This is a genomic window from Polynucleobacter sp. MWH-Creno-3A4, from assembly GCF_018881885.1.
Taxonomy (GTDB): domain Bacteria; phylum Pseudomonadota; class Gammaproteobacteria; order Burkholderiales; family Burkholderiaceae; genus Polynucleobacter.
On sequence record NZ_JACXSA010000002.1, the window covers coordinates 50,239 to 67,454 of the forward strand.

General features: G+C 45.4%; 13 protein-coding genes. 9 read left to right on the plus strand and 4 right to left on the minus strand.

The genetic code is table 11. The annotated features are described in order from the left end of the window. Window positions 1–5 precede the first annotated feature (5 nt). From IEN92_RS07740 to IEN92_RS07755, 4 genes are all read left to right on the plus strand, one after another. The gene (locus tag IEN92_RS07740) at window positions 6–1,472 is read left to right on the plus strand and encodes an NADH-quinone oxidoreductase subunit M (RefSeq protein ID WP_216162409.1); all 1,467 of its coding nucleotides are present in this window, start codon (window positions 6–8) and stop codon (window positions 1,470–1,472) included. A 10-nt stretch (window positions 1,473–1,482) separates the two neighbouring features. Further along, window positions 1,483–2,982 (plus strand): NADH-quinone oxidoreductase subunit NuoN, encoded by a 1,500-nt coding sequence (gene nuoN, locus IEN92_RS07745; protein WP_216162412.1) that lies wholly within the window; start codon window positions 1,483–1,485, stop codon window positions 2,980–2,982. 118 nt (window positions 2,983–3,100) lie between these two features. Beyond that, entirely contained in the window at window positions 3,101–3,700 is a 600-nt protein-coding gene (locus IEN92_RS07750; RefSeq protein ID WP_216162414.1) for an NUDIX domain-containing protein, read from the plus strand. Window positions 3,701–3,765: 65 nt separating this feature from the next. After that, complete coding sequence (locus IEN92_RS07755) at window positions 3,766–4,251, plus strand: DUF1178 family protein (protein ID WP_215373235.1); 486 nt, start codon at window positions 3,766–3,768, stop codon at window positions 4,249–4,251. Between the two features lie 68 nt (window positions 4,252–4,319). Here the strand turns inward: IEN92_RS07755 and IEN92_RS07760 are convergent, their stop codons facing one another. Further along, window positions 4,320–5,840 carry a CoA-acylating methylmalonate-semialdehyde dehydrogenase gene (locus tag IEN92_RS07760; protein ID WP_215373234.1) on the minus strand — a complete coding sequence of 507 codons (1,521 nt, stop codon included), beginning with the start codon at window positions 5,838–5,840 and terminating at the stop codon, window positions 4,320–4,322. Between the two features lie 163 nt (window positions 5,841–6,003). Between IEN92_RS07760 and IEN92_RS07765 the strand changes: the two genes are divergently transcribed. The 5 genes from IEN92_RS07765 (at window position 6,004) to IEN92_RS07785 (ending at window position 12,071) form a co-directional block, all read left to right on the plus strand. Further along, complete coding sequence (locus IEN92_RS07765) at window positions 6,004–7,125, plus strand: NADH:flavin oxidoreductase/NADH oxidase (RefSeq protein WP_216162417.1); 1,122 nt, start codon at window positions 6,004–6,006, stop codon at window positions 7,123–7,125. A gap of 20 nt (window positions 7,126–7,145) precedes the next feature. Beyond that, entirely contained in the window at window positions 7,146–8,123 is a 978-nt protein-coding gene (locus IEN92_RS07770; protein WP_216162420.1) for a tripartite tricarboxylate transporter substrate binding protein, read from the plus strand. Between the two features lie 78 nt (window positions 8,124–8,201). Beyond that, entirely contained in the window at window positions 8,202–8,861 is a 660-nt protein-coding gene (locus IEN92_RS07775; protein ID WP_215373232.1) for a SprT family zinc-dependent metalloprotease, read from the plus strand. Window positions 8,862–8,902: 41 nt separating this feature from the next. After that, complete coding sequence (locus tag IEN92_RS07780; RefSeq protein ID WP_216863956.1) at window positions 8,903–9,994, plus strand: tartrate dehydrogenase; 1,092 nt, start codon at window positions 8,903–8,905, stop codon at window positions 9,992–9,994. 19 nt (window positions 9,995–10,013) lie between these two features. Further along, complete coding sequence (locus tag IEN92_RS07785) at window positions 10,014–12,071, plus strand: glycosyltransferase family 41 protein (RefSeq protein WP_216162423.1); 2,058 nt, start codon at window positions 10,014–10,016, stop codon at window positions 12,069–12,071. A gap of 6 nt (window positions 12,072–12,077) precedes the next feature. Here the strand turns inward: IEN92_RS07785 and dnaQ are convergent, their stop codons facing one another. Genes dnaQ through IEN92_RS07800 form a run of 3 tightly spaced genes read right to left on the minus strand, consistent with a single transcriptional unit; the run spans window position 12,078 to window position 17,169 of the window. Further along, complete coding sequence (gene dnaQ / locus IEN92_RS07790; protein ID WP_216162426.1) at window positions 12,078–12,785, minus strand: DNA polymerase III subunit epsilon; 708 nt, start codon at window positions 12,783–12,785, stop codon at window positions 12,078–12,080. Further along, window positions 12,785–15,883: an efflux RND transporter permease subunit gene (locus IEN92_RS07795; protein WP_216162430.1), complete on the minus strand. Its 3,099-nt coding sequence runs from the start codon at window positions 15,881–15,883 to the stop codon at window positions 12,785–12,787. Before IEN92_RS07795 ends, dnaQ begins: the two co-directional genes overlap by 1 nt. Next, window positions 15,880–17,169, minus strand: coding sequence for an efflux RND transporter periplasmic adaptor subunit (locus IEN92_RS07800; RefSeq protein ID WP_216162433.1), 1,290 nt, complete (start codon window positions 17,167–17,169; stop codon window positions 15,880–15,882). The genes IEN92_RS07795 and IEN92_RS07800 overlap by 4 nt, the downstream gene beginning before the upstream one ends. Window positions 17,170–17,216 lie beyond the last annotated feature (47 nt).

The following is a 17,216-nucleotide window of genomic DNA, read 5'->3' on the forward strand; positions in this document are numbered from 1 at the left end:
CCACTATGACTCTTTCTTATGCCATCTGGACCCCGATTGTTTTCGGACTCATTATTTTGTTTTATGGGTCAGAGAAGCCATCTGCAGGCGTTCGCTGGTTAGCGCTGATCGGCGCAATCCTTGGGTTTATTTCTACCTTACCCCTAGTTATTCATTTTGATATTGCTAATCCAGGAATGCAGTTTGTAGAGAAGCTCAGCTGGATTCCGCGTTACGACATTAATTACTATCTTGGTATTGACGGCATTTCAGTGTGGTTCATTGTTTTAACTGCCTTCATTAATATTTTTGTAGTGATTGCCGCCTGGGAAGTTATTGATAAAAAGGTTTCGCAATACCTAGCTTCCTTCATGATTCTCTCGGGATTGATGATCGGCGTATTTTGTGCGCTAGATGCATTGTTGTTCTACGTATTCTTTGAAGCAACCTTGATTCCGATGTACATCATTATTGGTGTTTGGGGTGGACATAATCGCATTTATGCTGCCTTTAAGTTCTTCTTGTATACCTTGTTAGGTTCATTGTTGACCTTGATTGCAATGCTTTACCTTTACAACGTCACGAATACCTTCGATATCTTGGCTTGGCAAAATGCTCGCTTAGATATTGTTGAACAAATTCTCTTATTTGCAGCATTCTTTATGGCCTTTGCTGTGAAGGTGCCTATGTGGCCCTTGCATACTTGGTTGCCAGACGTTCACGTTGAGGCCCCAACGGGTGGCTCAGTAGTTTTGGCGGCCATCATGCTCAAACTAGGAGCTTATGGCTTCTTGCGTTTCTCATTACCAATTGCCCCAGATGCTAGCCAATACCTTGGACCTTTTGTCATCTTCCTTTCTTTGGTAGCAGTGATTTATGTTGGCGCAGTAGCGCTAGTGCAAAAAGATATGAAGAAGTTGGTTGCTTATTCATCTGTTGCTCATATGGGTTTTGTAACGCTCGGCTTCTTCCTCTTTAGCCCGCTTGGTATTGAGGGCGGCATTGTGCAAATGATTTCTCATGGCTTCGTAGCTGGTGCTATGTTCCTCTCGATCGGTGTTTTATATGATCGGATGCATACACGCCAAATCGCAGATTACGGTGGTGTTGTGCATCGTATGCCAGCATTTACCGCTTTTGCGGTATTGATGGCAATGGCTAACTGCGGTTTACCTGCAACTTCTGGTTTCGTGGGGGAGTTTATGGTGATCTTGGCTGCAGTTGACTATGACTTTGTCATTGGTATCTTGGCTGCTACTGCCTTGATCCTCGGTGCAGCTTACTCACTCTGGATGGTAAAACGCGTGTTCTTTGGTGCCGTCAATAATGCACACGTGGAGGCATTAAAAGATCTCAATGCACGTGAATATTTCATGATGACAGTGTTGACCATCTGCGTACTGGGAATGGGTATCTACCCAAAGCCATTTACTGGCATCATTCATCCAGCCGTAATTAATCTGCTACAGCATGTTGCTGTAAGCAAACTCTGAGTAAACGCAAATGCAAGCATTCGACCTATACGCCATCATGCCGGAACTTGTTTTACTGGTTGCCACTTGTTTATTGTTGGTGGCAAGCGTTTTTGTTCCAGAGAGAGTGGCCTCTACTCCTGGAGTTGAGCAAGATATTTTCCATACCCCACGTGGCGTTGGATTCTTTTATTTCTTCTCGATCATTCTGCTCGCTTTCTTGATTTTTGCTTTTGTTGGCCGCTTAGGTGATCCAACCCTGGTTGCAATGAATGACCTATTTCAATCAGATCCACTATCCAATTTACTAAAAGCCTGCTCCTGTGGAGCGGTCTTGGTTGCTTTGATTTACTCAAAGCAATATCTCACAGATCGAGCTTTATTCCGCCCTGACTTCATTGCGCTGGCATTGTTGGCACTGCTTGGACAATTTGTATTGATTTCTGGCGCCAATCTATTGACTCTGTATCTCGGTTTGGAGTTAATGGCACTGCCAACCTATGCGCTAGTAGCAATGCGTCACACTCAGGAGAAGAGTGTTGAAGCCGGTATTAAGTATTTCATCTTGGGAGCATTAGCTTCTGGCTTCTTGCTCTACGGCATGTCGATGCTATATGGTGTGACTGGCTCACTTGATTTGATTGAAATCTTTAAAACTGTAGCTGATCCCCGAATTAACCATCTAGTCATGGCTTTTGGTTTGGTATTCATCGTAGCTGGCTTAGCCTTTAAGCTTGGTGTTGTGCCATTTCACATGTGGGTGCCGGATGTTTATCAAGGCGCACCAACGGCCGTCACCCTGATGATTGCTGCCGCTCCCAAGCTTGCTGCATTCGCATTATTGTTCCGCTTATTGGTCAATACCTTATTACCTCTCTTGGGTGATTGGCAACCAATGCTAGTGCTGCTGGCTGTCCTCTCGCTGGTGGTTGGTAACGTTACAGCGATTGCCCAAACCAATGTAAAGCGTATGTTGGCCTATTCAGCTATTGCGCAAATGGGCTTTGTACTCTTGGGCATGTTGTCTGTATTCGATGAGCATGCATTTAGCGCCTCATTGTTTTATGTGATTACTTATGTATTAACAACACTCGGAACTTTCGGCTTATTAATGGCTTTGTCTCGCAAAGGCTATGACTGCGAAACTTTAGATGGTCTAAAGGGTTTGAATAAGAAGCATCCTTGGTACGCTTTCATTGGGCTCGTCATGATGTTCTCCTTGGCAGGCATTCCGCCAACCGTTGGTTTTGCAGCTAAGCTTGGAGTTCTTGAGGCCTTAGTTGATGCTGAACACACCTTCTTGGCAATTATTGCGGTGATTGCCTCTTTAATTGGTGCGTTTTATTACTTGCGCGTCGTGAAGGTCATGTACTTTGATGAGCCTGAGCATGAGGTGACCGTCAGTGGATCAGGAGCCGCTAGAGGAATATTGGGATTGAATGCGATCTTGGTGCTAGTGCTTGGCATAGTGCCTTCTAGCTTGATGGGCTTATGTTTGGATGCAATGCGTCGGACTCTATTAGGGTCCTAAGATTCATTTATTTGACCAATAAAGGCTCCTGACTGGAGCCTTTATTGTTTGTGGCTCACGCAATGGACATTGAAGTTTTGTATGATGGGGAAATTCTTTTGCATGAAGGTATCTAGCTATGACTGAAAAATCATTTGAAGACTTACCAGGCGGCGACCAGCACTTACGCGAAGATCGTATTTCTGGGGGGGATATCTACGGCGGTATCTTTTTGCAAATGAAGCGTGACACTGTTTCATTGCCGGATGGTCAGGAGGCTATTCGGGAGTATCTAACGCATCCGGGAGCTGTTGCAATTGTTGCGGTCTTGAACGATGGTCGAGTTCTTTTAGAACGCCAATATCGCTATCCCATTGCCAAAACTTGTATTGAGATTCCAGCAGGTAAATTAGATCCTAATGAAGCACCATTGTTTTGTGCGAAGCGTGAGCTAGAAGAAGAAACGGGTTACTCAGCAAAAAAGTGGAGCTTTATCCGTCGCATCCATCCAGTCATCTCGTATTCCACTGAATTTATTGATATCTATCTGGCTGAAGGTTTAGTGCCTGGGGCTAGCAAATTGGATGAAGAGGAGTTTTTAGACGTCTTTGCAGCACCTTTAGAGAGGCTCATTGAGTGGGTGGAGTCTGGGGAGATTACAGACGTCAAAACGACGATTTCAGTGTACTGGCTTGACCGCTACCGCCGTGGCTTAGTGAGCCCAAGCCCAATTGAATAGCTGAGCTATAAACCCGATTAAAATGGGGGTATTGAATTTAGTACTTTTGCCCCTATATAGGTTTTATGAAAGTTTATAACCTCGCTTGCCCTTTGGATCATCATTTTGAAGGGTGGTTTGCCTCTGAAGAAGATTGTGTTGCCCAGCAAGGCAAAGGAATGCTTGCGTGCCCAGTGTGCGATAGCACTGAAATCACCCGCATGCCTTCTGCTCCCCATATTGCTAAATCCTCCTCTACTGAGTTAACGGTTGCCCAAGCCGATACCGGTCACTTAAGCGGTGAAGTGGTGGCCCTAACTGGTGCTGACCATACTCATCTTGAAGCTCAGGTGCAGGCAGCGTTTCTGAAAGGCATGAGGGAGTTGATGGGTCGTTCAGAGGATGTTGGCGCTTCATTTGCAGAAGAAGCTAGAAAGATTCACTATAAAGAGTCCCCAGAGCGTAGCATTCGGGGGCAGACTACTCTTGATGAGGCAGAGGCTTTGCGGGAAGAGGGCATTGACGTATTGGCCATGCCCATGATTCCGGTTCTTAAAAATACGCTTCAGTAGTCAGAGTAAGCAAGATAAAAAATAGCGATCCGGAGATCGCTATTTTTTTTGACTCTAAAGTCTAGAGTTTATTTTGAGGTAGGCATCACAAACTCAGCACCCTTGGCAATGCTCTCAGGCCAGCGCTGCATCACACTCTTTTGTTTGGTATAGAAGCGAACACCTTCTTTGCCATAAGCATGCATGTCGCCAAAGATGGATTTCTTCCAACCGCCAAAGCCATGCCAAGCCATCGGGACCGGAATAGGAACGTTAATGCCAACCATGCCCACTTGAACACGACGAGCAAATTCTCGGGCAATATTCCCATCACTAGTAAAGCAGGCAACACCATTGCCAAACTCACAAGAATTGACGAGATTCAGGGCGTCGGTAAAGTTAGCCACACGCAAGCATGACAGAACAGGCCCGAAGATTTCTTCAAGGTAAATTTTCATATCAGGCTTGACGTTATCAAACAGAGTGCCGCCGATAAAGAAGCCGTTCTCATTGCCCGGTACTTTCAAGCCACGGCCATCCACTAAGAGCTTTGCTCCAGAAGCTAGGCCACTCTCAATGTAGCCAGTGATGCGCTCAAGCGCAGCTTTGGAAACGATCGGGCCCATCTCAGCATCAAGCTCCATACCATCCTTAACCTTGAGGGTCTTGGTGCGTTCAATCAGTTTTGGCATGATTTTTTCGGCAACATCTCCTACTAATACCGCTACTGAGATTGCCATACAACGCTCTCCAGCTGAGCCGTAAGCAGCGCCGATTAATGCGTCGATTGCTTTATCAATATCGGCATCAGGCATGATGACCATGTGGTTCTTAGCGCCACCCAAGGCCTGGGAACGCTTACCAAAGTGAGCGCAGCGCTCATAAATATAGTTAGCGATTGGAGTCGAGCCAACAAAGCTGACCGCTTTCACATCTGGGTTTTCAATCAAAGCATCTACTGCTTCTTTATCGCCTTGAACAACGTTAAATACGCCATCTGGTAAACCAGCCTCTTTCAAGAGCTTGGCCATGAAAAGAGATGCAGATGGGTCTGTTGGGCTTGGTTTGAGGATAAAGGTGTTACCACAAGCAATTGCTACAGGGAACATCCACATTGGAACCATGACTGGAAAGTTAAATGGAGTGATGCCAGCCACCACTCCAAGCGGTTGGCGCATAACCCAGTTATCGATACCTGTTGAAACTTGCTCGCTGTAGTCGCCTTTCAGTAATTCAGGGATGCCAGTAGCAAATTCTAAAATCTCAATGCCACGCGTGACTTCACCTTGAGCATCGGTAAAAACCTTCCCATGCTCTGCAGTAATCATGGCAGCCAATTCATCACGATTGGCGTTCAGTAATTCAAGGTACTTAAAGAGAATGCGTGCGCGACGTAGTGGGCTGGTCTGACTCCAGGACTCGAAAGCCTTTTGAGCAACAGCAACAACAGCATCGACTTCAGCACGGCTAGCCAGAGCCACTTTACGGGCTACTATTCCTTTGGTGGGGTTGTATACGTCAGCAAAGCGCCCATCCTTGGGGTTAACGATGTTGCCGCCAATATAGTGGCCGACATCTACGGTGGATTCAAAGGCTTGAGGTGCGTTCATAGTCTCTTATTTAGGGTAATTTAGGGGTTTTTGGATAAATAAAGCCCTGGGGCAATTTAGCCGGCAGGACTTCACTGTCTCGTATATTCTGCTTTTTAAGTATTCTATCGCTTTACGGTAATTTTCGTCTATTTTGAGCCTTTTTGGCTTTATAAGGCACCCCATGAGTCTCTTGTTTTCAAGTTACACCCTTAATTCCCCACGTGGCCCCCTGGAGTTGGCTAATCGGATTGTGGTGGCTCCCATGTGCCAATATTCCGCCGTCAATGGCGAGGCAGCGGACTGGCATCTCATGCACTGGGGCAATTTACTGAATGGTGGCGCTGGCCTGTTCATTATTGAAGCTACCGGAGTGACTCCAGAGGGCAGAATTACTCCAGCCTGTCTAGGGCTTTGGGATGATCGTACTGAGGCTGCATTGAAAGATAAGTTGGGTCGTGCGAGAGCGTTGGCACCTGCAACACCAGTCTTCATTCAATTAGCGCATGCAGGGCGCAAAGCTTCGAGTGCTACTCCCTGGAATGGCGGACAACTCCTTGCACAGGATCAAGGTGGTTGGCAAATGGTCGCACCTTCAGCGATTGCTCAACTTGAAGGCGAACGTTTGCCGCATGAACTTTCTAGGGCAGAACTCAAACAGCTTATTGCTGATTTTGTGATGGCAGCAGAGCGAGCCCAGCGTATCGGCGTAGATGGTATTGAACTGCATGGGGCCCACGGCTACCTCTTGCATCAATTTTTATCGCCCATCTCCAACCAACGTCAGGATGAATACGGAGGCTCTTTTGAAAACCGCATTCGGTTTCCTTTGGAATTATTTGCCGCTGTGAGGGCTGCTTATCAAGGGGTATTGGGTATTCGGATTTCAGCTAGTGATTGGTTAGAAGGTGGATGGACTCCAGAAGAGACAGCCAATTTTGCCCAGCAATTAAAACCCTTGGGTTGCAATTTTGTGCATATTTCTTCAGGCGGCATTTCACCAAAACAAAGCATTCAGTTAGGCCCTCGATATCAGGTCCCTTTTGCAAAAGTTGTCAAAGAGCAATCTGGCTTACCAACGATGACGGTAGGTCTCATTACCGATCCACATGAGGCAGAAGCAATTTTGCAAGATGGGGATGCAGATTTAATTGCCCTGGCTAGAGCATTTTTATATAAACCCCGTTGGGCTTGGGAAGCAGCTGCAGCCTTGGATGGCAAGGTCGTGGCCAATGAGCGTTATTGGCGTTGTTTACCCCGGGAAGCTCAGGCTGTGTTTGGTAGTGTGAAGGTTGGGCAACGATAAAAAGACTTGTGGAGACATCAATGGCATACCTATGTTTATTTCGCAATACCTTAGTAGCGCTTACTGTAGCGCTTGCAGCGCAGCTGGGTATGGCACAAACCTTTCCGGATCGTCCGATTACCTTGGTGGTTCCCAATCCTCCTGGAGGTCTGGTAGATACTTCTGCGCGACTCTTAAGTGAACCATTCAGTCGTGTGATTGGGCAGCCCGTGATTGTGGACAATAAACCTGGTGCTAGTGGAAATACTGCTTATCAGTATGTTGCTAAAGCCAAGCCGGATGGCTATACCTTGTTGATTTCCTATTCCGGCTATCACGTAGGTAATCCAGCATTAATGGATAAATTGCCCTGGGATCCAATTAAAGATTTTTCACCAGTAGCTTTATTAACAGTCTCTACGAATGTGATTGCAGTGCATCCATCTGTGCCAGTCAATAACCTAACTGAGTTTATTGCTTACGCAAAAGCCAATCCCGGCAAGTTAAATTATGCTTCGCAAGGCAATGGTTCTGTCTCCCATGTTGGTACTGAGATCTTTAAGCAAACAACCGGGGTTGATATGGTCCATGTGCCATACAAAGGATCTGGTGCAGCGATCCAGGATGTCCTTGCCGGTCAAGTTCAAGTATTTATTTCCACGCCACCTTCGCTGATGCAGCATATCCAAAGCGGCAAACTCAAAGGTTTAGCTGTTACTGGTAAAACTCGTCATCCAGGCATGCCAAATGTACCCACTACCATAGAGGCTGGTTTACCCACATTTCAATTGGAGTCCTGGGTAGCTTTGTATGCCCCCGCAGGAACTCCAGCCCGGGTTATTGCCAAGTTAACGGACTCCGTGAAGCAAAGTTTGGGGCTCCCAGAAGTGAAGGAGCGTGCAGATGCTGCTGGCGTGGAACTACGCTATCTCAATCCCACAGCAACAGATGCTTTGCTAAAGAAAGAGTTGCCCTATTGGAGCAAAGCAATCAAAGCCGCGCACATCACTTTGGATTAAGTTCTGGTCAAGCAAAGCCCAGGAGTCGATGTCGTATCATCGATATTTACGTTTTTTCGATTAGATAGTTAACACAATATGAAGCAACATTCAGTACGAGAAGCATGGCTTGAGGATGCTGTTAAGCATCTTGAACCCGTGTTTTCTAAAGCAGGGTACGCCATACCGCCAGTGAGAGTCTCTTGCGGGTTCCCTGCCTCCAGCAGTCCTCGCACGACCTTAGGTCAATGTTGGCCTCGTGAGCGTTCAGGCGGAGGGGTGAATGAGATTTTTATTTCTCCTAAGTTAGATGATCCCGTTCAATTATTGGATACCTTGGTGCATGAGCTGTGTCATGCTGTAGATGACTGCTTTAGTGGTCATGGAGAGGATTTCAAGGGGATTGCACAAACAGTCGGCCTTGAGGGGCCAGCTAGGATGGCGCATGCTACCGAAGAATTGACTGTGAAGCTGATGATGATTAGTCAGGAGCTGGGTCCTTATCCACATCAGGCTATTGTTTTTCCTCCACCAAGACCGAGCAATGCAAGCAGAAGTAAAGCTAAGTGCGGTCAATGTGGTTATGAGGTCACTTTACTAAAGAAGTGGGCGAGTTATGGCGCGCCGATTTGTCCGAAGGATAATATTAGGATGGAAGAGGCGGCGCTGGAGACTATTGAAAATACGAGCAATCACGATAGTGAGTCTGTTGGCAAGGGCAGCAAAACTACAGATGATATTCGTCGAGCGATTAGTTAATACATTTAATTAGAAACATTATTTTTTGGAGACATAAAACTATGAACGCAAAAAAAATCTTTAAGAATCCAAAAATTGCCGTTATTCCAGGCGATGGTATCGGAAAAGAAGTGATGCCTGAGGGTGTCCGCGCACTAGAGGCAGCCAATCGCAAATTTAATTTAGGTATGCAGTTCGATCATTTTGATTTTGCAAGCTGCGACTACTATTTAAAACATGGCAAGATGATGCCGGATGATTGGTTTGATACTTTGATGAAGTACGATGCCATCTTTTTTGGCGCAGTGGGTATGCCCGATATCTTGCCTGATCATGTATCGCTTTGGGGTAGCTTGATTCAGTTCCGCCGTGGCTTTGACCAATATGTCAACTTACGTCCTGTACGCCTATTGCCTGGTGTACCTTGCCCACTAGCCAATCGTAAGCCTGGAGATATCGATTTTTTCGTGGTACGTGAAAATACCGAAGGCGAATACTCCAGCGTTGGCGGCAAGATGTTTCCAGACACAGACCGTGAGTTTGTTGTCCAGGAGTCCGTATTTACCAGACACGGCGTCGACCGAATTCTGAAATATGCCTTTGATTTAGCTCAAAGCCGTCCAAAGAAGCATCTCACATCAGCAACCAAATCAAATGGTATTGCAATAACAATGCCATATTGGGATGAGCGTGTTGAGGCGATGTCAAAGAAATTTCCTGATGTGCGAACCGATAAATATCACATTGATATTTTGGCTGCTCACTTTGTCATGAATCCAGATCGCTTCGATGTAGTGGTTGCCAGTAATCTTTTTGGCGACATTCTGTCGGACTTGGGTCCAGCATGCACTGGTACGATTGCAGTGGCACCATCCGGAAGTATTAATCCAGAAGGGAAGTTCCCATCATTATTTGAGCCAGTACATGGTTCCGCACCGGATATTTACGGCAAGATGATTGCCAATCCCATTGGCCAAATTTGGAGTGGGGCGATGATGCTAGATCATCTTGGTTATCCAGAGGCAGGCAAGGCAATTTTTACAGCCATCGAGAAAGTACTTGCCTCAGGCCCAGGACAAGCTCCATTAACCCCAGATTTGGGTGGCAATGCCAAGACTGATGAACTGGGTAAGGCGATTGCCGCGGCGATCTAATGTAATGACTCAATAAAGCATGGCTCAACCCTACACACCAATGCTCCAAAGAATGCTTCAGGAGTTTCAGGAGCAGCGGCTTGATTCTGCCGAGCGCATTGCTCGAGCCATTCTTCGCATCAACCCAAAGGATGTAACTACGCTTCAGGTTCAGGGCTTGGCAATGGCAATGCAAGGACGATTTATTGAGGCGATAGACCCACTGGCTAGAGCTGCATCCATTGACTCTAAAAATCAAGATCTACTAACGAATTTAGCCAAAGCACAGTATGCAGCTGAGCGTTTTCAGGATGCTGCTAAAACATTTGAAAAACTTAATACATTAGCTCCTCATAATGCTTCTATCTTGACTGATATGGGCACTGCGTATGGAAAGCTACGTCAGTATGAAAAAGCAACCCTTTGTTACGATAAAGCGCTTCAAATAGATCCGAAATATTTTCTAGCTTGGTCTAATCGAGGTAATTTGTTGGCAGATCAAGGGCGACCAGATGAAGCAATAAGTTGCTTTCAAAAAGCTTTGAATGAGAATCCTAACTATGCTGAGGCTTGGACAAATCTTGGTAATGCATTATTTGACTTGGGCCGGTTTGCTGAGGCGTGCGAATCTCATGACAAAGCCCTCGCAATAGATCAAAATTATGGGGAGGCTTGGTATAACAAGGCAAATGCTTTAACAGAATTAAAGCATGGTGAGCTTGCTTTGAAACATTATTTACGAGCATTTGAAATTAAACCTCAATTACCGTTTTTACTGGGTCAATTACTAAATTCTTTATCTCTTCATTGTGATTGGGCAAATAATGAAGAGCAAAGCACTCTAGCATTGAAGGAGGTCGCTGCGGGGAAAGCTGCAGTTCCTCCATTTATCATGCTTCAGACTGAAGCTGGCTCAGCATTACAGAAACAGGCTGCTGGAATTTTTATTCATAATCGCATTCCTGTAATCAACGCAACACGGCCCTTAATACCGGCTCGAGCTAAAGATGAAAAAATTCGCATTGGATATTTTTCTACAGATTTTAAAAATCATCCGGTTGGTATTTTGATGGACAATTTGCTTCCGTATCATGACCGCTCTAAATTTCATGTTTCAGGATACTTTCTAAATAAAAGGGTCCAAGACTCTCTTGAAATTGCCTTAACAAATGCTTTTGATTCTTCATATGATATTTTTGGAATTAATGATGCAGATGCTCATCAATTAATAATGGAGCATGATCTCGATATAGCGATTGATCTGAATGGCCATACTGCTGGAGCTAGAACTGGCATTTTTGCTCGAAGAATTGCGCCGGTGCAGCTGAGTTACCTTGGTTATGCAGGTACTACTGGCGCCAGTTTTTATGATTATTTACTTGCCGATCAGATAGTAGTTCCAGAGGATCAACAGGAATACTATTCTGAAAAGTTGGCCTATCTTCCGCATTCATTTTTCCCGGCTGATACAAAGATTTCTCGAGATGAGTTTGGCGCTTTACCCACAAGACAAAGCCAGGGACTCCCTGAAGCTGGTTTTATATATTCTTGCTTCAATAACCCTTACAAAATTACACCGCAAATTTTTGCGTTATGGATGGATCTACTAGCAGAAACGCCAAATAGTGTTTTATGGCTAACAAAACCTTCTGAACTAGCAATCATCAATTTGCAAACAAGTGCTCAAGATATAGGCATTGATCCAGCCCGAATTATTTTTGCTGATCGCGTTCCAAGTAGGGCTGACCACCTGAGTCGCTTGAGATTAATCGACCTTTTCCTAGATACCCCTCGCTTTAATGCCCATACTACTGCAGCTGATGCTCTATGGGCCGGTGTTCCAGTACTAACGAAAATTGGCGATACTTTTGCAAGCCGTGTTGCCGCTAGTCAGCTTAATGCATTAGGTATGCAAGAATTAGTAGTCAATACGGATGCTGAGTATCGCGAAAAAGCGCTACAGCTTGCGAGAAATCCTGATGTATTGAAGCAACTCCGCTTAAAACAAGAGTCAAATCGGCTTAATGCCCCTTTGTTTAATACCCATCAGTATGTAAAAGATCTTGAGGAGCTCTATCTAAATATGCTGAAGGAGTAGTTGCCTTTAGGCATTGCTAGACGCACTCCAGACAGGGTCTTTTTTACTCGCCTTGGCTATTTCGGCAAGGATCATTTCATGTTGCTCTAGCTCATCATCGCTAGCAGCCATGATTTTCAGATCGGTTGGTAATGGCTTGGCATGACCAGAGGCATCTGCGCCAACGGTGTAATCAATCAAGTCAATAGAGAGATCTTCTTGTCCTCTTGTCATTGCTACATAAACTTCAGCAAGAAGCTGAGCGTCTAAGAGCGCGCCGTGCAAGGTGCGATGTTGATTGCTAATGGAAAAACGCTCACATAGGGCATCTAAAGAATTGCGCTTACCTGGAAACATCTGCCGTGCATCTAGCAAGGTATCGGTAATTTTGGAGGCAAGATTCCGAAAAGGCGGGCGCTTGAGCAGAGCAAATTCATTATCAAGGAAGCCCAAGTCAAAGGCCGCGTTATGAATGACAATTTCAGCGCCATCTACAAATTCAATTAACTGTTCAACGATATTTCCAAAGACTGGTTTATCCGATAAAAACTCTCTGGATAGTCCGTGTACTGCAAAAGCACCTGCATCAATATCGCGCTCTGGATTAATGTAGTAATGAAAAGTCCGATCCGTGAGGCGACGCCCAACCATTTCCACGCAACCAATTTCAATAATGCGATCGCCAGTAGCGGGATTCAGTCCAGTAGTTTCAGTATCGAGAATGACTTGGCGCATTAGGTTCCCTCAAGAACAGATGGTGGAATTTCCATGGGGCCGGTACCTGCATATTTATCGAGATACAGGTAGATCACAGGAGTAATGATGAGTGTTACAAATTGCGAGAAGATGAGTCCGCCTGCAACGCTAATGCCCAATGGTTGGCGCAACTCAGCACCAGCACCCAGTCCAAATGCAATAGGAATGGCGCCCATCAGCGCGGCAAAGGTGGTCATCATAATTGGGCGGAAACGCAAAATACAGGCTTCTCGAATCGCTTTTTCTGGTGAAAGACCTTGTGTACGCTGTGCTTCTAATGCAAAGTCAATCATCAAAATCGCATTCTTCTTCACAATACCAATGAGCAATAGGATTCCAATCGAAGCAATGATGGTTAGCTCAAACCCGAATATGCGTAGCGCCAAAATTGCACCAATAGCTGCAGAGGGTAAGCCAGCCAGAATAGTTAATGGGTGAATATAGCTCTCATACAAAACACCTAGCAAAATGTAGATCACGCCAAGAGCAGAGAAGATCAAGATTAACTGACCAGACTGATTGCTCTTAAAGACCGCTGCATCACCACCATAACTCGTGATGATGGAGGCTGGTAAGTCAATTAATTTAGTGTATTCCTCGATTTTCTTGGTTGCATCACCCAGGAAAATATCAGGCGCTAGATTGAATGAGATGGTCACTGCCGGAATTTGCCCTTGATGGTTCACAGCGGTAGGTCCTACAGTCCTAGTGTAGCTCGCTAGACTAGAGAGCGGAATGAGCTTGTCAGTCGCACGACCACGAACAAAGATCTTATTGAGATCTGCTTCATATTGACGATCTTCTGGAGCAGCTTCTAGGATGACGTAATAGGTATTCACAGGCGTATAGATGGTTGAAACCTGTTTTTCTCCATAGGCAGAGTAGAGCGCTGTCCGAATATCAGCAATACTCACACCAGCACTAGCTGCTTTTTCTCGATCAATATTAATTTTGATGTTTAAGCCCTTAAGCTGAGAGTCACTCGTAACGTCTCTGAACATTGGGTCGGTGCGCATTTTTTGCATGAGCTTATCTGCCCATTCATTCACACCCTCAAAGCCAACACTTTGCAGGGTAAATTGATAGCGACTCTTGCTGCTCTTGCCACCTAGCTGCAAGTTTTGCACAGGACGCATATACACCTGTAGACCTGGAATTTCTTTGAACTTGTTACGCAGGCCTTCCATTACCTGAGCCATTTTTTGGCGCTCACCCTTAGGTTTTAGGATGATAAATATTCGTCCCGTGTTGTAGCCTGAGCTTGCACCGCCACCAATGACAGAGATCGAGTTTTCTACATTTGGATCGGTATTGACGAGTTCAGCAGCTTGATCTTGCAATGCCAGCATGGCCTTAAAGGAGATGTCTTCTGAGGCTTCAGTAGTAGCTAAGATCTGCCCAATGTCTTCTTCGGGAAAAAAGCCCTTAGGACTGTTTACAAACAATACAACTGTGATCACAAAGGTGGAGATCGCACCCCATAAGACCCATTTACGATTTTTGAGTGCCAGGTCCAGGTAATGAATATAGGTTTTCAGCATCCAATCAAATGCACGATCAAACTTTCGGTTGATAGCATATTCTTTAGGATGCGTACCTGGCTTTGGTAAGAAGCGGCTACACAACATGGGAACAATTGTGAGTGATGCAACTGCAGAAACCAAAATAGAGAGAGACACCACAACAGCAAATTCTCTAAACAAGAGTCCAATCGGTCCTGGCATAAAGAAAAGCGGAATGAACACAGCCACCAAAGAGAGGGAGATTGAGATGATGGTAAAGCCAACCTCTTTGCTACCTTTTAGTGATGCCTTCAGTGGATCCATGCCTTGTTCAACATAGCGCATGATGTTTTCAAGAACCACAATCGCATCGTCGACCACCAAGCCTACTGCCAGCGTGATGCCTAACAACGAGATATTGTCTAAGCTGTAGCCGAGAAAGTACAACAAGAAAAATGCGCCAATTAAGGATATCGGCAAGCTAATCGAAGGAATAATCGTTGCAGCAAGATGCTTTAAGAATAAAAAGATCACCAAGACCACTAATAAAACTGTGAGCGCAAGGGTCACATTAACGTCATGGATTGCTTCAATGATAGAAATCGAGCGGTCATTTAGTAAAGTGAGTTTGATTGACTCAGGCATTTGTTTTTGTAGTTGAGGGAGTAATTGCTTAACAGCCTTCACTACCTCAACCGTATTGGCTCCAGGTTGACGAAGGATCGCAACAGCAATTGAACGTTCACCATTGGAGCTAGCTAAAGTTTTAACATCCTCATAGGATTCAATGACCTCAGCAACATCTCTGAGGTAAATCGGTAAACCATTTTTTTGGCTGATGATGAGATTCCCAAACTCTTGGGCTTGTACTAACTGGGGATTGGCATAAATCGTTATGGACTGGCGGGGACCATCCAATACGCCCACTGGACTATTGGAGTTCGCCTTATTTACAGCAACCGCAATGTCATCAATCGTTAGATTGCGATTGGCTAAAGCATCTGGATGGACTTGAATGCGAACTGCGTAGCGTTTTGCACCATAAACGAGAACTTGGGCTACACCACTAATGGTGGATAAATTGGGAGAGACTAAGTTTTCTGCATATTGATTGATTTCAGAGAGGCTGATAGAGGGTGAGCTCATGCGCACTACTAAAACTGGGGTATCTGCGGGATTAATCTTGCGATAGGAGGGCGGTACCGTCATTTCAATCGGTAAACGTTTCTGCGCGCGCAAGAGGGCTGCTTGAACATCGACTGCTGCTTTGTCGATATCACGGTCGTTATTAAACTCTAGAGTAATGCTAGTGCTACCCAAAGAGTTTGTAGAGCTAATGACGGAGATGCCATCAATCGTTGAGAATTCTTTTTCAAGCGGCAGTGCTACCGAAGCAGCCATATTCTCTGGAGAGGCGCCTGGCAATGAAGCGCTCACCGAAATTACCGGTGTATTAAAGCTAGGAAGGGCAGCTACAGGAATATTGATATAGGCTACTGCACCTGCAATCACCGTTGCGACCGACAGCAACACCGTCATGACGGGGCGTCGTATGCATAACTCTGAGAGTGTCATTTTTGAGTGGTGCTAGGGGTTAAAGGTGTACCGGATTTTGCTTCACGAACTTTGCTGCCAGGGCGTAAGTTCTGCTTACCTTCGACTACCACTCTATCGCCAGCTTCTATACCAGTGACAACAGAAGACCCTTGATACTCATATACCACCTTCACTGGCTTGGAGACTGCTTTACCATCCTTATCGATGACATAAACCAACTTACCTCGTGGATTAATGACTACCGCTTGCGATGGAATGGATAAGGCATCTTTCAAGGTATTTGCAATTAAAGAGACGCGGGCAAATTGACCTGGGAGAAGCGTTTTATCGTCATTAGGGATTTGCGCTTTGACACGCACTGCGGCAATAGAAGGATCGACTTGGTTATCGATCACAAGGACTTTGCCGTTATAGGTCTTTTGACCGCTTTCACCAACAGTCACTTTTACAGCCATTGCATCGCCATCGAGTTGGTTCTCGAGCATGATCGGAATATCTTTCTCCGGAATCACGAATTGCACGTTGATTGGGTTTAACTGGGTAATGGTCACCATCGAGCCAACACTAGAGGTGGCAGTGGAGTTGGTTGCAGTTGATACAACGTTGCTCGCTTGTACTAATGATCCTGGGAACACATTGACAATGCCGGCACGTCCATCAATCGGAGAACGGATGTAATCAAACGACAGCTGCACTTCAGCGGCCCTTCCTGCGGCCTGGGCAGACTTGGAATTGGCGAGGGTGGTTTCGAGACCTGCTTTAGAGATAAAGTTCTTGGCAACCAATTCTTTGGCGCGCAGATATTGCTTTTGAGCATCATCAGCCAGAGCTTTGAGCTTTTCGTAATTGGCTTTGTCGTTGCGATCATCTAGCGTAAATAGGAGATCACCCGCTTTAACTTCTTGACCATCTTTCACTTCAATTTTGGCAACGGTATTTGTCACCATTGGGCGAATATCCACAATGCTTGCTGAGACGATAGTGCCAGTGGCGTCAATGATCAATGGCACATCTCTTTTCTCAACTACGATGGAGCTTACCGTGACTGGACCACCAGACTTATTGGAAGAGGGAAAAAAATAGTCATATGTTTTGCCGCCCACATATAAAACGATCAGTACTAGCAAAATGCGCCACTTAAATTGAATGACAAAGCTTTTTGCGGTCGCGTAATCAATCGTTTTTAATTTACTGAGATGCGGAGAGTACTGTTTCCACAGTGTGCATAGACGCGCTTTACCAATATTTTTGATCTGCACTAATTTGGCAAACAATTGGTCGAGAGAGGATTCGATTTTTGACACAGTCTCGTTTTCTAGGTTTTATGGGTTGCTGGTACGTTTCTAGTGCT